Raw genomic sequence first — 19,280 nt, 5'->3', positions numbered from 1 at the left:
CATGTGCTTTGATAAGCCTGTCCTAAATATTCCGAGAAAGGGCTAGTTCATGGCCAAGCACGTGCGATACCTCGTCGCCATCCTGTGCGCCGTCGGCCTGGTCGCCGGCTGCGGGAGCGGTTCGACCGACTCCGGCACCGAGGCGTCCGCGACGCGCACCGTCAGCACGGTGAAGGGGGACATCACGATCCCCGTCAAGCCGAAGCGCGTCGTGCTGCTCAACTACAACCTCGCGGGTTACCTCTACGACCTCGGCCTCCCCGTGGCCGCGATGGTCACCGAGTACACCGACCGTGACCCCGCGAAGGCCCAGCCCTTCGACGCTTGGAAGGACGACTTCACCAAGGCCGGCACGAAGTTCATGCACTGGCCTGCCGGTGGCTACGACATCGAGGCGATCGCGGCGGAGAAGCCCGACCTCATCGTCGGCGGCGGCCTCGGCTTCCCGTTCAAGCAGACGGGCGACGCCTACGACCGGCTCAAGGCCATCGCGCCGACGCTGGTGGTCGACAACAAGCTGGAGAGCTGGAACCAGCAGTTCGAGTTCCTGGCCAAGGCCTTCGACCAGCCGCAGGTGTACCAGGACGCCGTGAAGAAGTACGACGACCGCGTCGCGCAGGTCAAGGCCGCCATCACGCCGCCCCCCGGCCCCGTGGCGTTCCTGTCGATGACCGCGCAGGGCAAGGCTTACGGCCTGATCGAGAACCGTGGCGTGCCCGCCGAGTTCGCCAAGTTGGGCATCGAGCCCGCGCCGATCTTCGCGAGCGGCAAGTTCAAGCCGTACACCGCCGGTGGCGACTCCTACGAGATCACCCAGGAAGCGCTGCCGAGTACGGTGACGCAGCCCTCGGTGTTCATCGTGGGCTTCAGCGGCCAGACCTTCACCGCGGATTCGCTGCGCTCGCAGCCGGTTTACGCCTCGCTCCCGGCCTTCGCCGCGAACCGGGCCTACGACCTGCCGTACTGGGTGCAGCGCCCCGACTTCGATAAGGCGATCGCCACGCTCGACGTCGTCGAGAAGATGTTCAAGAAGTAACGGCTCCACCCGCTCCACAACGCGACAGCCGCGGCCCGGATATCACTCCCGCCGCGGCTGTTCGCGTTCCCGCTCCCCGAGGTCAGTCCGGGAGCACCTGCACCATCGCCTCCTGGGTCACCGTGGCGACCAGCTCGCCGCCGGCGTAGAAGTGCCCGGTGGACAGGCCCCGGCCGCTGCGGGCGACGGGGGAGTCCACGACCAGCAGGTGGAATTCGTCGAACCGGGTGTGCCGGTGGAACCACAGGGACTGGTTCAGCGTCGCCGCGCCGACCCGGTCGTAGCCCCACGCCAGGCCGTGCCGGGCGATGATCGGGTCCTGCACGGTGAGGTCGGAGGCCCACGCCAGGGCGGCGTCGTGGAGCACCTGATCGTCGGGCAGTGCACCGTCGGTCCGCATCCACACCAGGTTCCGGCTCTCGGCGTCCTCGGTCCCGCGCTTGTCCCACACCGGATCCGACGCGAAGCGCATCTCGATCGGATGCGAGGCGTCCACGAGGGCGCGCAGGCGCGACTCGTGTCCGGCGAAGCGCTCAGCCATCGTCGGTAAGGCCCGCGGATCACCCGCCTCCGGCGCCGCCTCGGTGTGCTCCAGCGGGTTCGAGGCGTCCGCCTGATAGGCGAGCGTCATGACCGCCAGGATCCGTCCGTCCTGTTCGACGGTGACCTGCCGGTTCGCTGCGCCGCGGCCGTCCCGCAGGCGGGTCACCCGGTAGGTGAGATCCTCCGTCACCGAGCCCAGTTCGACGAAGTGCGTGTGCGCGGCGTGCAGCGGCAGCGCGTCTCCCTCCCCGGAGCCGGCCGGGGCGGGCAGTGTCGCGGCCGAGGCGACGATCGCCTGCGCCAGGATCTGGCCGCCGAAGGTGTGCACGCCAACCTTGGCAGGGTGGCGCCCGGTGAAGACGTCCGGAGCGTCGGTCCCGCCGAGCCGCAGCACGTCGAGGAACTGCTCGAAGTCGCTGCTCGCCGGGGCGTCCGGCGCCGCAGATTCCACCGCGCGAGCGGCGATCCCGGCGATCGAGCGGCCCTCCAGCACGTCGCGCGCGCTGAGCTCGAAGCCGAGGCGACGCGCCCGGGACACCACCTGCAGGGAGACGAGCGAGTCGCCGCCCAGCTCGGCGAAGTCGTCCGACAGCCGGACCTCGTCGGTGTCCAGCAGCTCGCGGAAGACGGCGAGGAGCGCCGCCTCGGCCGCGGTCGCGGGCTCGCGGTCGGGGCCGGCGTCGGCCCGGGCGGCGGGCTCCGGCAGCGCGTCCCGGTCCAGCTTGCCGGTGGGGCCCAAGGGGAGCCGGTCCAGGACGACGTAGGCCGCGGGCACCATGTGCGCGGGAAGCTCTGCGCCGAGGGCGGCGCGGATCGCCTCGGCATCGGGCTGCGCACCGTCGTTGCGGACCAGGTAGCCGACGAGCCGGTCGCCGCGGACGAGCACGGCCGCAGCGCGCACGCCGGGTTGCCGCGCGAGGGCGGTCTCGATCTCGCCCAGCTCGATCCGCAGGCCGCGGATCTTCACCTGGTGGTCGGCGCGGCCATGGAAGGAGAGGTTGCCGTCTTCCCGCCACGCGACCAGGTCGCCCGTGCGGTACATCCGAGATCCGGGCTCCCCGAAGGGGTTCGCGACGAAGGTGGCCGCCGTGAGGTCGGGGCGGTGCAGGTAGCCCTGGGCCAGCGAGTCGCCCGCGAGGTACAGCTCGCCCAGCACGCCCGTCCCCACCGGGTTGAGGCCCTCGTCGAGCACGTAGCAGGGCAGGTTCGGGTCCGGACGGCCGATCGGCAGGGGGCCCGGGTCGTCGGGCTCGTACCGCCAGGTGACGGCGTTGATCGTCGCCTCCGTCGGGCCGTAGCAGTTGAACAGGGCGCGCCGGCCCCGCCCCCAGTGGTCGGCGAGCTCCGGGTCGAGACGCTCGGCGCCCACCATGAAGATGACCGACGGATCGACCTCGGCATGGTCGGGCATCGCCGCGAGGAACGACGGCAGCAGGTTGATCACCGAGACCCGTTGCCGCTCGATGTACTCCAGCAGCTCGTCGCCGGGGACCCGCACGGCGTCAGGCGCGATCACGGACGTGGCGCCCGCCATGAGCGGGCCCAGGACCTGCAGCACGGAGATGTCGAAGCTCGGCGAGCCGGTCTGCAGCACCCGCTCGTCGGCGCGGAAGCCCAACGCCTCCACCACGAAGGCCATCAGGTCGGGGATGCCGCGGTGGCTCACCGCGACGCCCTTCGGGCGCCCCGTCGTGCCGGAGGTGTAGATGATGTAGGCCAGGGCGTCCGGCGTCAGCCCGGACCGGGCGTCCGCCGGATCGGTCGCCGCGCCCGAGCCGTCCCACGGATCCACCGCGAACACGGGAGTCCCCTCGGGGACGGGCGCGGTGGTCGCCTCGGGGATCTCGCCACACGTCAGCACGGCCGACGGTGCCGCGTCCTCCAGGAGGAACTGCAGGCGCGCCGCCGGGTAGGACGGGTCGAGCGGCAGGTACACGGCTCCCGCCTTGAGCACGCCGAAGACGGCGACGTACCAGGGCAGCCCGCGCTCGGCGAAGACCGCGACCACGTCCTGCGGCTGCACGCCGGCTCCGATCAGCCGGTGGGCCAGCCGGTTCGCGGCCTCGTCCAGTTCCCGGTAGGTCAGCTGCCGGTCCTCGCACACCACGGCGGGGTGGTCGGGCGTCGCGGCCACGTGCGCGCCGAACTCCTCGAGCAGCGGGCCGTACTCGCCGCGCAGCGGTACGTCGCCCAGCGCCAGCATCGCGGCCCGTTCGTCCGCAGGCAGCGTCCCGATCGCCCCGACCGGGGTGTCCGGCGCGGAGACGACGGCGCGCAGCACCGCGGTCAGCCAGCGGCCGTGCGCGCGCACGGTCTCGTCGGTGAGCACGTCGGTGCGGTAGCTCAGGCCCAGGGTCAGTCGCTCCCCGGGGAGGGCGACCACGGTGAGCGGGTAGTGCGTGGCGTCGGCGATGTCGACGCCCGTGAGGTCGAGGCCGGGCTCGACCGGCTGCACGCTCCGGTCCGAGAGCGGGAAGTTCTCCGTGACGACCATTGTGTCGAAGAGCTCGCCGACGCCCGCGGCGCGGGTGATCTCGACCAGGCCCAGGTGGTGGTGGTCGGAGAGTGCGAGCGCGCGGCGGTGCACGTCCGCGAGGACCTCGCCGACCGGCTGTTCGGGCGTCGCCCGCACGCGGATCGCGATGGACTCGCCGAGCTGCCCGACCATCGTGCCCACGTCGGGCACCTCCACGGGGCGGCCCGAGACGGGGCAGCCGAAGACCACGTCGCGCCGGCCGGTGAGCCGTCCCAGCAGCAGTCCCCACGCGGTGTGCAGAACGCTGGTCAGCGTCACGCCGCGCGAGCGCGCCAGCTCCGCGAGCCCGCGGGTCAGGTCGTCGTCGAGCTCGACCAGGATCCGTTCGGGCGCGGCATCGGCGGCGCCGGATCCGGTGGGCGCCAGCAGCGTCGGGGCGTCCAGCCCGGCCATCTCCTCTGCCCACGCCGCCCGTGCGGCGGGGAGGTCCCGGTCGGCGCGCCAGCGGTAGTAGCCGTCGAGCGGCGCCGAGGCCGGTGCGGTGGGGCCGCCGCCCAGTTCGGCGTAGATCGCGAGCAGCGTGCGGCCGGCGATCGGCATGGACCAGCCGTCGAGCAGCGAGTGGTGGTTGGTGAGCGCCAGCCGGTGGGTCTCGGGACCGGTGCGGCACAGCAGGAAGCGGATCAGGGGCGCGGTCGACGGATCGAAGTGGCGCGCCCGCTCGGCAGCAGCGACACCGGCGAACGCGGCCGCCGGATCGTCGCGGTCGCTGACGTCGACGAAGGTGAAGTCGGGGAGCACCGTCTCCGGGATCACCTGCACCACGTCCGACGAGGCGGTGTAACCGAGCCGGGTGCGCAGCGAGGGCACGCGGCGCAGCAGCTCCGCGGCGGCGGCCGCCATGCGTTCGGGGTCGACGGGGCCGTCGAGGTAGGTCGCGGCCTGCACGACGTAGACGTCGGGTTCGCCCTCGGCCAACACCTGCGAGTGGTACGCGAGGCCGACCTGCAGCGCGGTCGCCGGCAGCACGTCGGCGATCGGGCCGTCCAGTTCGAGGAGGTCGATATCGGCCTGGTCCAACGTCACGAGTGGCAGGTCCGACGGGGTGAGGCCGCCACCGTCGGGCCCGATCAGCGCGGCGTGCGCGGAGAGCGCGCCCACCGCCTCGGCCCAGCAGGCCTGCAGCTCGGCGACCGCATCGGCGTTCAACACGCCGCCCGCGGCGATCCATTCGACGGTGAGCCCGTCGGCGCCGTCGAAGCAGTTGACGGCGAGCACCTGCTCGAGCGCCTTCGCGGCCGGGTCGAGCACTGCGAACGGGGTGTCGCCGGGGAGTCGCCAGCCGTCGTCGGGAGCGGCGAACCGGCCGAGGTAGTTGAAGACCACGTCCGGCGCGGACCCCAGCGGCCCCGCCTCGGGATCCAGGTGCCGCAGGACGCCGTAGCCGATGCCGTGCCCGGGCACGCCGCGGCGGGCCTCCTTGACGGCGCGGACCAGCCGCCCGGCGGCGTCGCCGCCGGCGAGGGCGTCGTCGAGCTCCGCGTCGTCCACGGGGACCGGCAGGCGCACGGGGTGTTCCACGGTGAACCAACCGACGGTCCGCGCGAGATCCGCGGAGCGCAGTACCTGTTCGCGTCCGTGCCCCTCGACGGTGACGGTCGCGGCCGTGCGCGGGGCGAGCCCGGCGCGCCGCCGCCTCAGTCGGAGGGCCAGGGCGAGGGCCGCCAGGAGCGTCTCCTCGGCGTTGGCGCGGTACGCCCGTGCCAGGCCCGAGGTCACCGGCTCGGCGAGGGCCGCGGCAGTCCGGGTGAGGGTGACCGCGGCGGTAGCGACCCGGTCGACTTCCGGGTCGAGCGTCCGCGCGCCGAGCCGCTCGGCATCGTCGAGTGCGGCGCGCCAGTGATCGGATTCTTCTCGGTACGTGCCGCTCTCGCCCTGCTCGGCGAGGGCGAGGGCGTGCGCGCGCCAGGGCGTCGCCTCGGCGCGGACCGTCGGTGCGCGGCCCGCGGCTACCTCACGGTGCGCCTGCGGCAGGTCCTGCAGGAGAACGCGCCAGGAGACGCCGTCGACCGCGAGGTGGTGGATCACCAGGACCAGCCGGTCCGGGGCGTCGTCGCCGCGCACGATTCGCGCGCGCAGCACCGCGCCGACGGTGGGATCCAGGCTCGCGGCGAGCTCGGCCGCTGCGGATTCGACGGTGCCGGCGCCCTCGGTGACCTCGACGGGCGCGGCCGTCTCGTCGATCGCGAGCATCGCGGGGCCCGAGAGGCGCACCCGCAGTGCGGGATGCGCGGCGACGACGGCCTGCAGCGCCGTCCGGACCGTCTGGAGCGTGGCCTCGGCGGGCAACTCGGGGGCGATCCATTGCGCGTAGCCCGCGATGTCCCGTGGATCCGGGTTGAGATCGAACAGTGCGGCGACGATCGGCGGCGCGGGGAACTCGCCTTCCGCGGGTGCGACCGGGCTCTCGTCCTGCGTCGCGGTCTCGGCGGCGCCGGCCGCCAACGTCGCGAAACTACTGCCGGAAAGGAAGTCTCGCGGTCGCACGTCAAGGCCCTGGGCCCGGAGCTCGCTGCACACCGTGATGGCGCTGATACTGTCGCCGCCCAGGCTGAAGAAGTCGTCGTCGACGCTCACCTCGGGGACGTCGAACGCCGCCGCGACCACCGCGCAGAACAGTCGTTCGCGGTCGGTCCGCGGCGCGCGGCCCGCGGTCTGGACGGCGGGCGCGGGCAGGGCTGCGCGGTCGAGCTTGCCGTTGATCGTCACCGGCAGTTCGTCCAGCACGACAACGGCGGAGGGCACCATGTGGTCGGGCACTGCCTCGCCGAGCGCGGCGCGGACGCCGTCCGCGGTCGCCGCGCCGGTGACGTAGCCGACGAGGCGGTCCCGGCCGGCGTCGGTGCGCACCACAGCGGCGGCGCTGGTCACGCCTGCCACGGCGGCGAGCGCGGTCTCGACCTCGGCCAACTCGATCCGGTAGCCGCGGATCTTCACCTGGCCGTCGCCGCGGCCCAGGTACTCGTAGCCGGCATCGCGGTGCCATCGCACGCGGTCGCCAGTGCGGTACATGCGCGAGCCGGGCTCGCCGAACGGATCCGCGACGAACCGCTCGGCGGTCGCCGCCGGCAGGTTCAGGTAGCCGCGTGCCAGGTGCGGGCCGGCTAGGTAGAGCTCGCCGATCTCGCCGTCCCGGACCGGCTGCAGCGCACCGTCGAGCGCGTACGCGGCGGTGCCGGGAACGGCCCGTCCGATGACGGGCGTTTCCCCGGCCACGACGGCGGCGGTCGCGTCGACGGCGGCCTCGGTGGGGCCGTAGAGGTTGACCGTGGGGATCCCGGTGGCCGCGATCCGGCGCCACAGCGCGGGGCCGGTCGCCTCGCCGCCGAGGATCAGCAGGGACGGACGGTGCCCGCCGTCGAGGAGCCCGCCGTCGATGAGTGGCGCCGCCATCGACGGGGTGGTGTCGACGACGTCGATGCGTTCAGCGCGGTACGCGGCCAGCAGCGCGTCGGCGTCGCGGGCGGTCTCCGTCGAGTACAGGTGCAGCGCATGCCCGCTCAGCAGCCAGAGCAGCTGGTCGAGGGAGGCGTCGAAGGAGAAGGAGTAGGTGTGCGCGCAATGCAGCCGACGATCCGGCTCCGCGGCGACGGCGAGGTCCACCAGCGTCGCGCGGTGGTGCCGCAGCAGGCTGGTGAGCCCGCCGGTTCGGGCCGCGACGCCCTTCGGGCGACCGGTCGAACCGGAGGTGTGGATGACGTAGGCGAGGTGGTCCGGGTGCCGCGGCGCGGCGAGCTCCGAGTCGCTGAGCGGGTCGCTGGAGAAGGCGCCGAGTCGCGTGCGGACGCTCGGGGCGTCGAGCGCGATCGACGGGACGCCCTCGGGCGCAGTGGCATCGGAACCGACCAGTAGCAGCGCCGGTCGTGAGTCCGCGATCAACTCCGCGTGCCGAGCGGCGGGGTGTGCGGGGTCGAGGTACTGGTAGGCGGCGCCCGCGTCGAGGACTGCGAGGATCGCCACCACCAGGTCCACGCCGCGCGTCAACGCCAGGGCGACCACGTCGTCGGCGCCCGCGCCCTCCGCGCGGATCAGCCGCGCGGTGCGGTGCACCCGGTCGGCGAGCTCGCCGAAGGTGAGCCGCTCGTCGCCGTGGATAAGGGCGAGGGCAGCGGGATCACGGCGGGCCTGGGCATCCAGCGCGGCCGGGACGTCCTGTGCGGGATGCGCGGATTCCGGTGTGCGAGAGCGGTCGATCAGCTGCTCGCGCACGTCGGAGGGGAGCAGCTCCACTTCGCCGAGCGCAGGTGCAGTGGGGGAGACGAGCTCGGTGATCAGCGTGACGACGGCATCGAGCCGGCCCCGCACCTGCTCCTGCGTCGCGGAGCGTGCGTCGACCTCGAAGCCCACCAGGAGTCCGCCGCTGCCGGTGGGGATGACGCTCAGCCCGTAGTCCTCAGGGGGCCCGCCCGCCACGTTGCGCATCGTGCCGGCTGAGCCGGCGAAGTCGAGGGTGAGGTCGAACGCCTTGAGGTTGATGCCCCGTCCGTGCAACAGTGCCCCGACGGTGGGGGAGCCCAGGTCGCGGGGGAGGTCCTCGCCGCGGTAGCGCTGGTGAGCGCGCATGCGTCGCATGGTCTCCGCGACGCGGGCGCTGAGGTCGGCCAGCCGGTCCTCGGCACGCACCGGCAGGCGCAGGGGCAGCACGTTCACCGCCATCGCCGGCGTGCGCAGGGCGACACCGCCGCTGCGGCACATGAGCGGCATGGCGAAGACGACGTCGGACTCGCCGAGCGAGCGGTGCAGGAAGGCGGCGTAGCAGGCGATGAGGGCCTCGCCCCAGGTGGTTCCGGAATCGTCGGCGACTCGGCGGAGGGCGTCGAAGACTTCGGCCGGCAGCTCCGTCCGCGCGGTACGGACCTCGCTCGCTGGGCCGTCGAAGGCGGGGCGTTCCGGCGCCTCGGGCAGCGGGGTGAGCTCGTCCCGCCAGTAGGCGCGGTCCGCCTCGTGTCGCTCGCTCGCGCGGTACTCCTGGTCGGCGGCGACGAAATCGGCGAACGACCCGAACGGCGACTTCGGCGGCTCCGAGCCGTTCACGAGGGCGGTGTAGTGCGCCGCCGCGCGGCGGGAGAGCATCGCCGCGGAGTAGCCGTCGAAGACCAGGTGGTGGCCCAGCTGGGTGTACCAGACCTCGGTGTCCGACAGGCTCAGGATGCGGAAGGCGAAGAGGTCGCGGTCGGTCATCCCCGCGCAGTGCGCTGCCAGTCGCGCGCGTTCCGCGGCGACGGCGGCCTCCGCCGCTGCCCGCGGGTCGGGCTCGCCACGAAGGTCGACCACGACCGGCTCGGGTGCGGCACCGTCGTCGATCCACTGCCGCGGGCCGTCCTCGGTCCCGACCACCCGCAGGCGGAGGCTGCTGGCCTCCGCGACCGTGCGCGTGATCGCCGTGCGCAGGGCGTCGAGGTCGACCGCGCGGTCGCCGACGATCTCCAGCACGTCGCCCACGACGTAGTACGGCGAGTCCGGTTCCAGCTGTTGCGCGTTCCAGATCCCGTGCTGGGCTGCGGTGAGCGGCAGCAGCGTCGGCGCGTCGGTGGTGGCCGATGCCGGGGAAGGGGCGGCCTCTGCGAGGGTCACGTCGGGGGCTCCTGGGCGGTGGGTGACTAGCGGGGAAGGTCGGCGCGCTGCGGGCGGAGATCCGTCCACGCGGTTTCGATGTGCGTTCGGCAGTCCTCGCGCGAGGACGGGCCGAACTCGACGGTCCAGCCCGCCGGAATCTCCGCGAACCGGGGCCACAGCGAGCGCTGTTCGAGGTGGTTGCGGAGGACGAGGAAGCTCGCGTCGGGCTCGTCGAACGGGTTCATCCGCCGACCACGAGCCGCTGCCAGTGGGCGAGCTCCGGCTGCTCGGCGAGATCGGGGAACTCGAGCTCGGCGGCACCTGCCTCGCGCCAGCGCTGGATCAGCGTCATCACGCGGACCGAATCCAGACCCAGGTCGAAGAGGTTGTCATCGTCCGCGATCGACTGCGCGGGGACCTGCAGCAGCTCGGCGACGTCGGCGCGCACGCGGTCGGCTGTCAGCGGGGAGGTGGACATATCGGAAACCGTCTCCTTGGGGTAATCTGCGGTGCAATCAGGTAGGTAAGCCTACACTTCGCTAGAGGGGGGCGTGCATGCTGGACCATGCCGCGGTCGGCCGCCACGTCGAGGGCCGCGAGCATCCGCCGATCGGCGACTTCCTCGCAGGGCTCCGGCTTTCAGGCTTCGACCTGCGCGTCGTCGACCCCGAGTCCGCCGATCTCGACGTCGTGCACGCATGGATGAACACGCCTGCGGTGGCCGCAGCGTGGGGACAGGCGTGGCCCCGCGAGCGCTGGCGCACCCACCTGATCGAGCAGCTCGACGGCGGTCACACGGCTCCCGCGATCGTCGCGCACGGCGGCGCCGACATCGCCTACGTGGAGCTGTACCGCGCCCACGCCGACGTGGTGGCACGGTGCTACCAGTCCGACCCGTACGACGTGGGCGTGCACCTTGCTATCGGCTCGCCCGCTCACCGTGGCAACGGTTGGGGCGCCCGAATCGGCGCGGCGCTCATCGACGCGGGTTTCCGTGCCGAGCGCCGCTGCCGGCGGATGCTCACCGAACCCGATGCGCGGAACACCGCCGCCGTCGGCGTGGGCGCCGCGCTGGGCCTGACTCGCCTCGGCGTCGTCGAGCTCCCGCACAAGACCGCCGTCCTGTTCGCCGCGGAGCGGGCGCATTTCGCGCCGCGGCCCGACATATCGGAGTGATCCATGAAGTGGAACGATTTCGTCCTGACCCTCACCGCGACCGCGCAGGTCGCGGAGAACCTGCTGCGTCTCGAGTTCGAGGTGGGCGGCGGCACTGCCGGGGGCTACGTCCCCATCGCGCCCGGTGACGAGTCCATCGCCTTCTACTTCTCGCCCGACGGCACCGAGCTCAGTGCCCGGCCCTCGGACGATCCGGCCGCCCTCGGGGGCTGGGAGATCGCCGATCCCGAGCGCAGCCTCGGCCATCGGAACTACTCGGTGCGTGCCTACGACGCCGAGACCCGTCGCATGCTCGTCGACGTCGCCGAGCACGGCCACGGGCCCGCGATCGACTGGTTCCGTGCCGCGCGCCCCGGTTGGCGGCTCCTGGCCGCCGGCCCCCGCTCCTGGTACGAACCCGCCCAGGACGCCTCCCGGCACGTCCTCGCGGGAGACCTCGCTGCGCTGCCCGCGCTCGCCCGCATCCTGGAGGAGACCCCTGCCGGCGTCGACGTCACCGTGATCGCCGAGGTCCTCGACCGCAGCGAGATCGCCTACCTTCCGGATAGGCCCGGCACCGAGGTGATCGAGGTCGTCGGCACCGGCAACGGTGCGGCGCCCAGCCGCCTGCCGGAGGTGCTGCGCACCGTCGACCTGCCGGCCGACGGCTACCTGTGGCTGGCCGGGGAGGCGGCGGACACGCGCGCCGCGAAGAAGCACGTGCGCGGACTCGGCTGGGCTCGGGACCGCGCCGACGTCGTCGGCTACTGGCGGCACGATGCCGAGGCCTGGACCAAGCGGTTCGAGGCCGCGGGGGAGGAGAAGCTGCGTGCGGTCTTCGCGGACGCCCTCGCCGCGGGCAAGTCCCGCGACGAGGCGACCGACCTCTACGAGCAGGCGCTCGAGGCAGCGGGGCTGTAGCCCCGTGGCGCCGCCGGGCGACGGTGCCCGGCGGCGCGGCGCCGGGTCAGCCCGCGACGTTCTTCGCCGCCGCCGAGAGCGTCGGCACGTAGCGGTCGAGGAGCCACGGCAGGTCGAGCACGTTGGGCGAGCTGACCGCGTAGACGAGCGGCGGATCGGTCAGGGCCACGTACGACTTGCGCTGCACGGCCTTCAGGCTCGCGAACGACGGGTTGGCCTCGGTGGCCGCGCGCTGGGCGGGGTCGAGGTACCACGAGGTGAGCACGTCGGCGTTGTACTTGGGCACGTTCTCCCAGCTGACCGGCGCGGCGAACTTGCCGGGAGGCGTGGCCTCGCGCAGGGCGGTCAGCTCGGGCAGCACGGTGAAGCCGAAGCTCTGCAGCAGCATCACCCGCGGATCGGTGTCGAAGTAGAAGTTGAGGCTCTCGGGGGTGGTGCCGCTGGCGGCCGCCACGGTCTTCCCGGCGAACTCCGGATGCGCGGCCTTGACCGCGGCGATGCGCTTGTCGGTGTCCGCGATCAGCGTCTTCGCCTCCGCCTCGCGCCCCAGCGCCTTGCCGACGAGCGTGGTCTGGTCCTGCCATGAGGTCTGCCAATTGCGGCCGGGCTGCGCGACGGTGGGCGCGATCTTGCTCAGCTGTGCGTATTGGTCCGCGGTGAGACCGGCCTGCACCGACAGAATCACGTCGGGCTTGAGGGCGGCGATCTGCTCGAGCGGCAGCGACTTGCTCGATTCGGGAAGCAGCACAGGCTTCGCGTCGCCGAGCTTCTCCTGCACCCAGGGCATGATCCCGCCGGCGTCCTTGCCGAGCTCCGACGACATGTCGCGCATGCCCGCGGGCGGCACGCCCAGGGCGATCGCGGCCTCGGTGCTGCCCCACCCGAGGGTGACCACGCGCTCCGGGCGGGCCTTGATCTCGGTGGTGCCGAGTGCGGACGTGATCGACACGGGGAAGCCCGCATCGTGCTGCGCGTGCTCGCCGCCTCCGGACGAGGCGGAACCGCACGCCGCGGTGCTCGTGACCAGGGCGGTAGCGGCGGCAAGGGCTAGGACGGTACGAGTGATGCGGGATGACCCGAACACGGTTTCTCCTCTTCGACGGTGGCCTGTGGCGATGGACACAGACGTTCGCACGACTGGCGAATGGTCTCTACTTTCAGGTATGCCTATCCTATCTAGGTAATCGATGAGGGAGATACATGGGACAGCAGCACGCGATCGCCGACGTGGTCGGGATCGGGGCCGGACCGTCGAATCTGGGGCTCGCCGCGGCTCTCGACGAGCGGAACCGCACGGGCCTGCCGCCCCTCGAGATGACCATCCTCGAGCGCAAGCCCGCCTTCGCCTGGCACCCGGGCATGCTCCTCGACGGCGCCACCATGCAGATCGCCTTCCTCAAGGACCTGGTGACGCTCCGCAACCCGCGCAGCCCGTTCACCTTCCTGAGCTACCTCGAGGCCCGCGGCCGGCTCGTCGACTTCATCAACCACCAGACCTTCTTCCCGACCCGCGTCGAGTTCACCGACTACCTGTCCTGGGTGGCCGAGAACGTCTCCGCCCGGATCGACTACAGCACGACGGTGACCGCCGTCGAGCGCCTCGACGAGGCGCTCGACGGTGCGCGCTGGCTCGTCCGGTACACGGGGCCCGACGGTGACGGAGCTCTGCGCGCCCGGTCCGTGGTCGTGGCGACGGGGCTGCGCGAGCGGCTGCCCGAGTGGGCCACCGCCGGACCGCGCCTGTTCCACAATCATCGGCTGCTCGATCATCTCGCCGCTGCCGACCTGGATCCCGAGGCGCCGCACCGATTCCTCGTCGTGGGTGGCGGGCAGAGCGCCGCGGAGGTCGCACAGTTCCTGCACCGGAGCTACCCGAACGCCGTGGTGGAGAGCGTTTTCAACTCCTACGGCTTCCAGCCCGCCGACGACAGCCCCTACGCCAACAAGGTCTTCGACCCCGCCGCCGTCGACGACTTCTACGCCGCTCCCGTCGAGGTGCGCAGTGAACTGATGGCGCGGCACGCGACCACCAACTACGGCTGCGTCGACCTCGAGCTGATCAACGAGCTCTACGCCGTCGAGTATCAGGAGAAGGTTTCCGGGCATCGCCGGCTATTGATGCGCCCCGCCACGGTCGTGACCTCGGCGGTCGCCTCCGACACCGGTGTGCGGGTCACCCTGCGCGACCGGATCGCCGACGCGACGACCGGGCAGGACTACTCGGCCGTGGTGTGCGCCACCGGCTTCCGGTCGATCGGCGTCTCGGACGTGCTCGCAGGGTGGGACGTCGCGCCCGAACGCATGCAGGTCGGCCGCGACTACGTGCTCGCCCTCGACGGAGAGCCGCTCGACGGCCTGTACGTCCAGGGCGCCACCGAATCCACCCACGGCCTCGGCTCGACGCTCCTGTCGAACGTCGCCGTCCGAGCCGGCGAGATCCTCGACGGACTCGCCGCCGACACCCGCCTGACCACCGCCGCGAAGGGAGCATGATGCGCGTCGTCACCTTCGGCTTCCAGACCTGGGGCCACCGCACACTGTCCGCCGTCCTCGATGCCGGTCACGAGGTCGCGCTCGCCGTGACCCACCCCGTCTCGAACAACCCGTACGAGATGATGTGGAACGACTCGGTCGAGGAGCTGGCCACGTCCCGCGGCGTGGCCGTGCACCTCGCCAAGAAGCCCGATGAGGCCCTCTTCGAGGCGGTCTCGGCCGCAGAGCCGGACATCATCGTCGCCAACAACTGGCGTACCTGGCTGCCGAAATCGATCTACTCGATGCCGCGCCTGGGGACCCTCAACATCCACGACTCGCTGCTCCCGAAGTACGCCGGCTTCTCGCCTCTGATCTGGGCGCTCATCAACGGCGAGACCCATGTGGGCGTCACCGCGCACCTCATGGACGAGGGCCTCGATACCGGGCCCATCATCGCCCAGGAGTCCGTCGCGGTCGGCCCTACCGATCGCACCGTCGACCTCTTCCACCGCACCGTCGATCTGATCGGTCCGCTGGTCGCCCGGTCGCTCGGCGAGCTGGAAGCCGGCACGGCACAGCCGATCCCGCAGGACCCTGCCGCCGCCACGTACTTCCACAAGCGCTCCGACGCCGACAGCACCATCGACTGGTCCTGGCCGGCCGATGCCATCGAGCGCCTCATTCGAGCCCAGTCCGATCCGTACCCGAACGCCCACACCGTCTTCCGTGGCGAGCGGCTCGCGATCACCGGCGCCTCCGTATCCACCAAGCGGTACGGGGGCACCCCGGGCCGCGTCTGCGTGCCCGACGGTGACGGCATCGCCGTCGTCGCGGGACCCGACGCGTGGCGCGGCGGAAACCCCGCGCTGATCGTCGAGACCGTCCGCACAGCCGACGGTGCCGAACACCCCGCCGCGAAGATCCTCGGCGACTCCGGCGCCTATCTCGGCTGACCCGGGAAATCGAGACATGCACTCATTCATCACCGGCGCTGCGTCCGGGATCGGCGCAGCGACGGCCGTGCGGCTCGCGCGGCGCGGCCCCGTCGCCCTCGCGGACCGCGACGCCGACGGGCTGGTCGCGACCGCTCGCGCCGTCGCCGACGCGGGCGGCACCGCCACCTCGCACGTCCTCGATGTGACCGACGCCGACGCCGTGGACGCCGCGCTGGACGCCGCTGAGAAGGCGGGCGGCCCCGTCGACGCGCTCGCGCACTGCGCTGGAATCCTCGTCGCCGGGCCGGTTCTCGACACCGCGGCTGAGGACTGGGCCGCCGCGCTGGCAGTGAATCTCACCGGCACCGTGCACGTGCTCACCGCCGCCGCCCGCCGGATGGCGGAGCGCGGCGCCGGCGCCGCCGTGGTCGTCGGCTCCAACGCCGGGAACGGCCCGCGCGTCGGCCTCGGCGCCTACGGGGCGTCGAAGGCCGCGGCGCACAACGCGACACTGACCCTCGCCCTCGAGCTCGCGAGCAGCGGCGTGCGGATCAACGTGGTCGCTCCCGGCTCCACCGCCACGCCCATGCAGACCGCCTTCGGCGGTGTCGCCGCCGCGAAGGCCGCGATCGCGGGCGATCTGGCGCGGCACCGGCTGGGGATCCCCCTGGGCCGGATCGCCGATGCCGACGACATCGCCGGTGCGATCGACTACCTGCTCTCGCCCGATGCGCGGCACGTGACCGCGCAGGTACTCACCGTCGACGGAGGCGCCACCGTATGACCAGCACCGAGACCCGCTACTTCCCGGAGGAGTTCGCCGCGCGCTACCGCGCGGCGGGCCACTGGACCGGCGAGACCTTCGCGTCCTTCCTGCCCGAGGCCGCGGAGCGCTTCGGCGACGCCGAGGCACTGGTCGCGCAGGACGTCGCCGGTGCCCCGGTGCGACTGAGCTACCGCGAGCTGGACACGGCTGCGGCCGTGACCGCCGCGGGGTTGCGCGCCACGGGGATCGCCGCAGGTGATCGGGTGGTGCTGCAGCTGCCCAACACCGCCGAGTTCGTCACCGTGCTGTTCGGGCTCTTCCGGATCGGCGCCGTCCCCGTGTTCGCGCTGCCCGCGCACCGCCGCAGCGAGCTCGTGCATTTCGTACAGACGTCGGGCGCGAAGGCCCTGATCACGGCGGCGACCATCAACCGTTTCGACCACCGCGCGCTGGCCGCCGAGGTCGCCGCGGAGACCGGCGTCGAGATCCTCGTCGTCGACGACGTTCTCGGGCCGGACGGCGTGTTCGGTACCGGGATCGCGAGCGGGACGCCGATCACCGTCGATCCGGAATCCCTGGCGTTCCTACAGCTCTCCGGCGGTACCACCGGTGTGCCCAAGCTGATCCCGCGCACCCACGCCGACTACCTCTACTCGGTGCGCGAGTCCGCGAAGATCTGCGGCCTCGGGCCCGGCACGCGTTTCCTCGTGGTGCTGCCCGTGGCGCACAACTTCCCCATGAGCAGCCCCGGCATCCTCGGCGTTCTGTGGGCCGGCGGCACCGTTGTGCTCGGGACGGACCCGGCACCGTCGAAGGCCTTCCCGCTGATCGAGGCTGAGAAGGTGACCATGACGTCGCTGGTCCCGCCGCTCGCGATGCTGTGGCTGCAGGCCGCGCCCGGCACGACCGCCGACCTGGCCAGCCTGGACGTGCTGCAGGTGGGCGGCGCCAAGTTCCCGCCCGAGGCCGCGCGGCGCGTGACCCCCGAGCTCGGCTGCCGCCTGCAGCAGGTCTTCGGCATGGCAGAGGGCCTGGTCAACTACACCCGCGACGACGACCCCGAGGACCTTGTCCTGGGCACGCAGGGCCGCGCGATCTCGCCCGACGACGAGGTGCGCGTCCTCGACGAGGACGGCACGCCCGTCCCGGAAGGCGAGGCCGGGCTGCTGTGGACCCGCGGGCCGTACACGATCCGCGGCTACCTGGGCGGCGTCGACGCCGAGTCCTTCGATGCCGAGGGCTTCTACCGCACCGGCGACATCGTGCGGCGGCTGCCGAGCGGGCACCTCGTGGTGGAGGGCCGCGCCAAGGACCAGATCAACCGCGGCGGCGAGAAGATCGCCGCCGAAGAGGTGGAGAACCACCTCATCGCGCACCCGCTGGTGATCGACGCGGCCGTCGTGGCGGTCGCCGACGAGTTCCTGGGGGAGCGGACCTGCGCGGTGGTGTTGACCGGCGGCGAGCGGCCCACGATGCCCGAGCTGAAGAAGTTCGTCCGCGCCCGCGGCGTGGCCGAGTACAAAGTGCCCGACCGGGTGGAGTTCGTCGACGAATTCCCCACAACGGGCGTCGGAAAGATCAGTCGCCGCGAACTGCGGCGCGCGCTGGCGGACCTCGTCGGGCGTAAGGACGAGGAGAAGCTGTGAGCCTGCCGAAGACGGTCGTCTACGACCTGCCCGAGATCGAGTGCCCCGACACCGTCGACTGGACCGTCGACCCGGCGCGCGCCGTCCTGCTGATCCACGACATGCAGGAGCACTTCGTGGGACCGTTCGAGCGCGATGCGGAGCCGCTGCGCACCGTGGTCCCGAACATCGCGACCCTGCGCGCCGCGGCCCGCGCCGCCGGTGTGCCCGTGGTGTACACCGCGCAGCCCGGTGACCAGGACCCCGAGGAGCGCGCGCTGCTCACCGATTTCTGGGGTCCCGGCCTCAAGACGGCCAACCAGGACATCATCGATGAGCTGACCCCGGCCGACGACGACGTGCTGCTCACCAAGTGGCGCTACAGCGCCTTCGCCAAGTCGGATCTCGCCGAGCGGATGCGGGCCTGGGGACGCGATCAGTTGGTGATCGCGGGCATCTACGCGCACATCGGGATCATGACCACGGCGCTCGACGCCTTCATGCGCGACGTGCAGCCCTACGTGGTCCGCGACGCCGTCGCCGACTTCTCCGCCGAGGATCACGCCAACGCGCTCACCTACGTGGCAGGCCGATGCGGCAGAGTGGAGACGACGGACAAGGTTCTGGAGGCCCTGCGATGACGGCGAGCACGAGTGGGGAGGGCGACCATCCGCACTTCCTGCTGACCGCTGCCGGGCAGCGCCTCGCGGCGCGCGGCACCGCGGGGGCCTACACGGACCCGCACGCTGCTGCGGCCGCGCTGCGCGACGGCGCGGTGCCGGTACTGGTGGGCGCGCTGCCCTTCGACCTGGCGGATCCTGCCGCGCTGACGGTGCCGGAGCACTTCGGCGACGTGGACCCGGCCGCCGCGTCCGCCGGAGTTGCCGCCGAGCTGCCCACGTTGACGCAGACCGCCCAGCACCCAGAGCCGGCCGAGCACGTCGACCGCGTGCGCCGTGCCATCGCGCTCATCGACGACTCCGAGTTGCAGAAGGTGGTGCTCGCGCGCGCCGTCGACTTCGAGGCCGCCGCGCCGCTCGACCCGCTCGCCGTGGCGGCCGCGCTCGAGCAGCGCGACCTGGAGGGCAACGCCTTCGCCGTGGATCTCGCCGCCGCCGGCGACGCCTACCGCGGCCGCTGGCTCGTGGGCTCCAGCCCGGAGATCCTCGTCGGGCGCCTGGGCAACACCGTCTTCTGCCACCCCTTCGCCGGCACCGCGACGACGCCCGAGGGCCTGCTGGACTCGGAGAAGGACCGCGAGGAGCACGCCTACGTCGTCGACGAGATCGCCGCCGCACTCGCGCCAATGTGCGCGGAACTGGACGTGCCCGCTGCACCGTCGGTGACGAGGGCCGGACCCGTGTGGCACCTCGGCACCAAGATCGAGGGCCGGCTCGCCGACCCCGCGACCACCGCGCTCGACCTCGCGCTCGCCCTGCACCCCACCCCCGCTGTCTGCGGCTTCCCGCGGCGGACCGCCGCCCGCGCGATCGCCGACATCGAGGGCGAACGGGGTTTCTACGCCGGCGCCGTCGGCTGGACCGCCGCGAACGGCGACGGGCGGTGGCGGGTCAGTATCCGGTGCGCTGAACTCGACGGTGCGCGCCTGCGTGCCTACGCGGGCGGCGGCATCGTCGGGGCCTCGGACCCGCAGGCCGAGCTGGCCGAGACCCGCAACAAGCTGCGCACCGTACTGGGCCCGTTCCGGCTCACCGAGTCCGCGCGGAGCTGA

The 19,280-nt window shown here is 72.4% G+C and carries 13 protein-coding genes; 9 read left to right on the top strand and 4 right to left on the bottom strand.

Features of this window, described 5'->3' with window-relative positions; all coding sequences use genetic code 11:
- The first annotated feature begins 49 nt into the window (after nucleotides 1–49).
- Nucleotides 50–1,036, top strand: coding sequence for a Fe2+-enterobactin ABC transporter substrate-binding protein (locus HNP44_RS02010; protein ID WP_259144222.1), 987 nt, complete (start codon nucleotides 50–52; stop codon nucleotides 1,034–1,036).
- An 82-nt stretch (nucleotides 1,037–1,118) separates the two neighbouring features.
- On the opposite strand, the gene HNP44_RS02005 is transcribed toward HNP44_RS02010, so the two are convergent.
- The 3 genes from HNP44_RS02005 to HNP44_RS01995 are packed head-to-tail and all read right to left on the bottom strand — an operon-like array spanning nucleotide 1,119 to nucleotide 10,149.
- Nucleotides 1,119–9,689 (bottom strand): non-ribosomal peptide synthetase, encoded by an 8,571-nt coding sequence (locus HNP44_RS02005; RefSeq protein WP_259144221.1) that lies wholly within the window; start codon nucleotides 9,687–9,689, stop codon nucleotides 1,119–1,121.
- Nucleotides 9,690–9,715: 26 nt separating this feature from the next.
- The gene (locus tag HNP44_RS02000) at nucleotides 9,716–9,916 is read right to left on the bottom strand and encodes an MbtH family protein (RefSeq protein WP_259144220.1); all 201 of its coding nucleotides are present in this window, start codon (nucleotides 9,914–9,916) and stop codon (nucleotides 9,716–9,718) included.
- Entirely contained in the window at nucleotides 9,913–10,149 is a 237-nt protein-coding gene (locus tag HNP44_RS01995) for a phosphopantetheine-binding protein (protein ID WP_259144219.1), read from the bottom strand. The genes HNP44_RS02000 and HNP44_RS01995 overlap by 4 nt, the downstream gene beginning before the upstream one ends.
- Before the next feature lie 77 nt (nucleotides 10,150–10,226).
- On the opposite strand from HNP44_RS01995, the gene HNP44_RS01990 reads away from it, so the two are divergent.
- Together HNP44_RS01990 and HNP44_RS01985 are read left to right on the top strand one after the other, a co-directional pair.
- Nucleotides 10,227–10,847: a GNAT family N-acetyltransferase gene (locus tag HNP44_RS01990; RefSeq protein WP_259144217.1), complete on the top strand. Its 621-nt coding sequence runs from the start codon at nucleotides 10,227–10,229 to the stop codon at nucleotides 10,845–10,847.
- A gap of 3 nt (nucleotides 10,848–10,850) precedes the next feature.
- Nucleotides 10,851–11,747, top strand: coding sequence for a siderophore-interacting protein (locus HNP44_RS01985; RefSeq protein WP_259144216.1), 897 nt, complete (start codon nucleotides 10,851–10,853; stop codon nucleotides 11,745–11,747).
- 46 nt (nucleotides 11,748–11,793) lie between these two features.
- Here the strand turns inward: HNP44_RS01985 and HNP44_RS01980 are convergent, their stop codons facing one another.
- The gene (locus tag HNP44_RS01980) at nucleotides 11,794–12,831 is read right to left on the bottom strand and encodes an iron-siderophore ABC transporter substrate-binding protein (protein ID WP_259144214.1); all 1,038 of its coding nucleotides are present in this window, start codon (nucleotides 12,829–12,831) and stop codon (nucleotides 11,794–11,796) included.
- 116 nt (nucleotides 12,832–12,947) lie between these two features.
- On the opposite strand from HNP44_RS01980, the gene HNP44_RS01975 reads away from it, so the two are divergent.
- The 6 genes from HNP44_RS01975 to HNP44_RS01950 are packed head-to-tail and all read left to right on the top strand — an operon-like array spanning nucleotide 12,948 to nucleotide 19,280.
- Complete coding sequence (locus HNP44_RS01975) at nucleotides 12,948–14,240, top strand: lysine N(6)-hydroxylase/L-ornithine N(5)-oxygenase family protein (protein ID WP_259144213.1); 1,293 nt, start codon at nucleotides 12,948–12,950, stop codon at nucleotides 14,238–14,240.
- Nucleotides 14,240–15,175 carry a methionyl-tRNA formyltransferase gene (locus HNP44_RS01970; protein WP_259144278.1) on the top strand — a complete coding sequence of 312 codons (936 nt, stop codon included), beginning with the start codon at nucleotides 14,240–14,242 and terminating at the stop codon, nucleotides 15,173–15,175. Before HNP44_RS01975 ends, HNP44_RS01970 begins: the two co-directional genes overlap by 1 nt.
- 16 nt (nucleotides 15,176–15,191) lie before the next feature.
- On the top strand, nucleotides 15,192–15,941 hold the full coding sequence (locus HNP44_RS01965; protein WP_259144212.1) for an SDR family oxidoreductase: 750 nt from the start codon (nucleotides 15,192–15,194) through the stop codon (nucleotides 15,939–15,941).
- Nucleotides 15,938–17,569 (top strand): (2,3-dihydroxybenzoyl)adenylate synthase, encoded by a 1,632-nt coding sequence (locus HNP44_RS01960; protein WP_259144211.1) that lies wholly within the window; start codon nucleotides 15,938–15,940, stop codon nucleotides 17,567–17,569. Before HNP44_RS01965 ends, HNP44_RS01960 begins: the two co-directional genes overlap by 4 nt.
- Nucleotides 17,566–18,189, top strand: coding sequence for an isochorismatase family protein (locus tag HNP44_RS01955; RefSeq protein WP_259144210.1), 624 nt, complete (start codon nucleotides 17,566–17,568; stop codon nucleotides 18,187–18,189). Before HNP44_RS01960 ends, HNP44_RS01955 begins: the two co-directional genes overlap by 4 nt.
- Nucleotides 18,186–19,280, top strand: a complete 1,095-nt coding sequence (locus tag HNP44_RS01950) for an isochorismate synthase (protein ID WP_259144209.1) — start codon at nucleotides 18,186–18,188, stop codon at nucleotides 19,278–19,280. Before HNP44_RS01955 ends, HNP44_RS01950 begins: the two co-directional genes overlap by 4 nt.

The sequence above is a fragment of the Tsukamurella ocularis genome, from assembly GCF_024807615.1.
Lineage (GTDB): Bacteria > Actinomycetota > Actinomycetes > Mycobacteriales > Mycobacteriaceae > Tsukamurella > Tsukamurella ocularis.
This window is presented reverse-complemented; position numbering and strand designations above follow the sequence as displayed.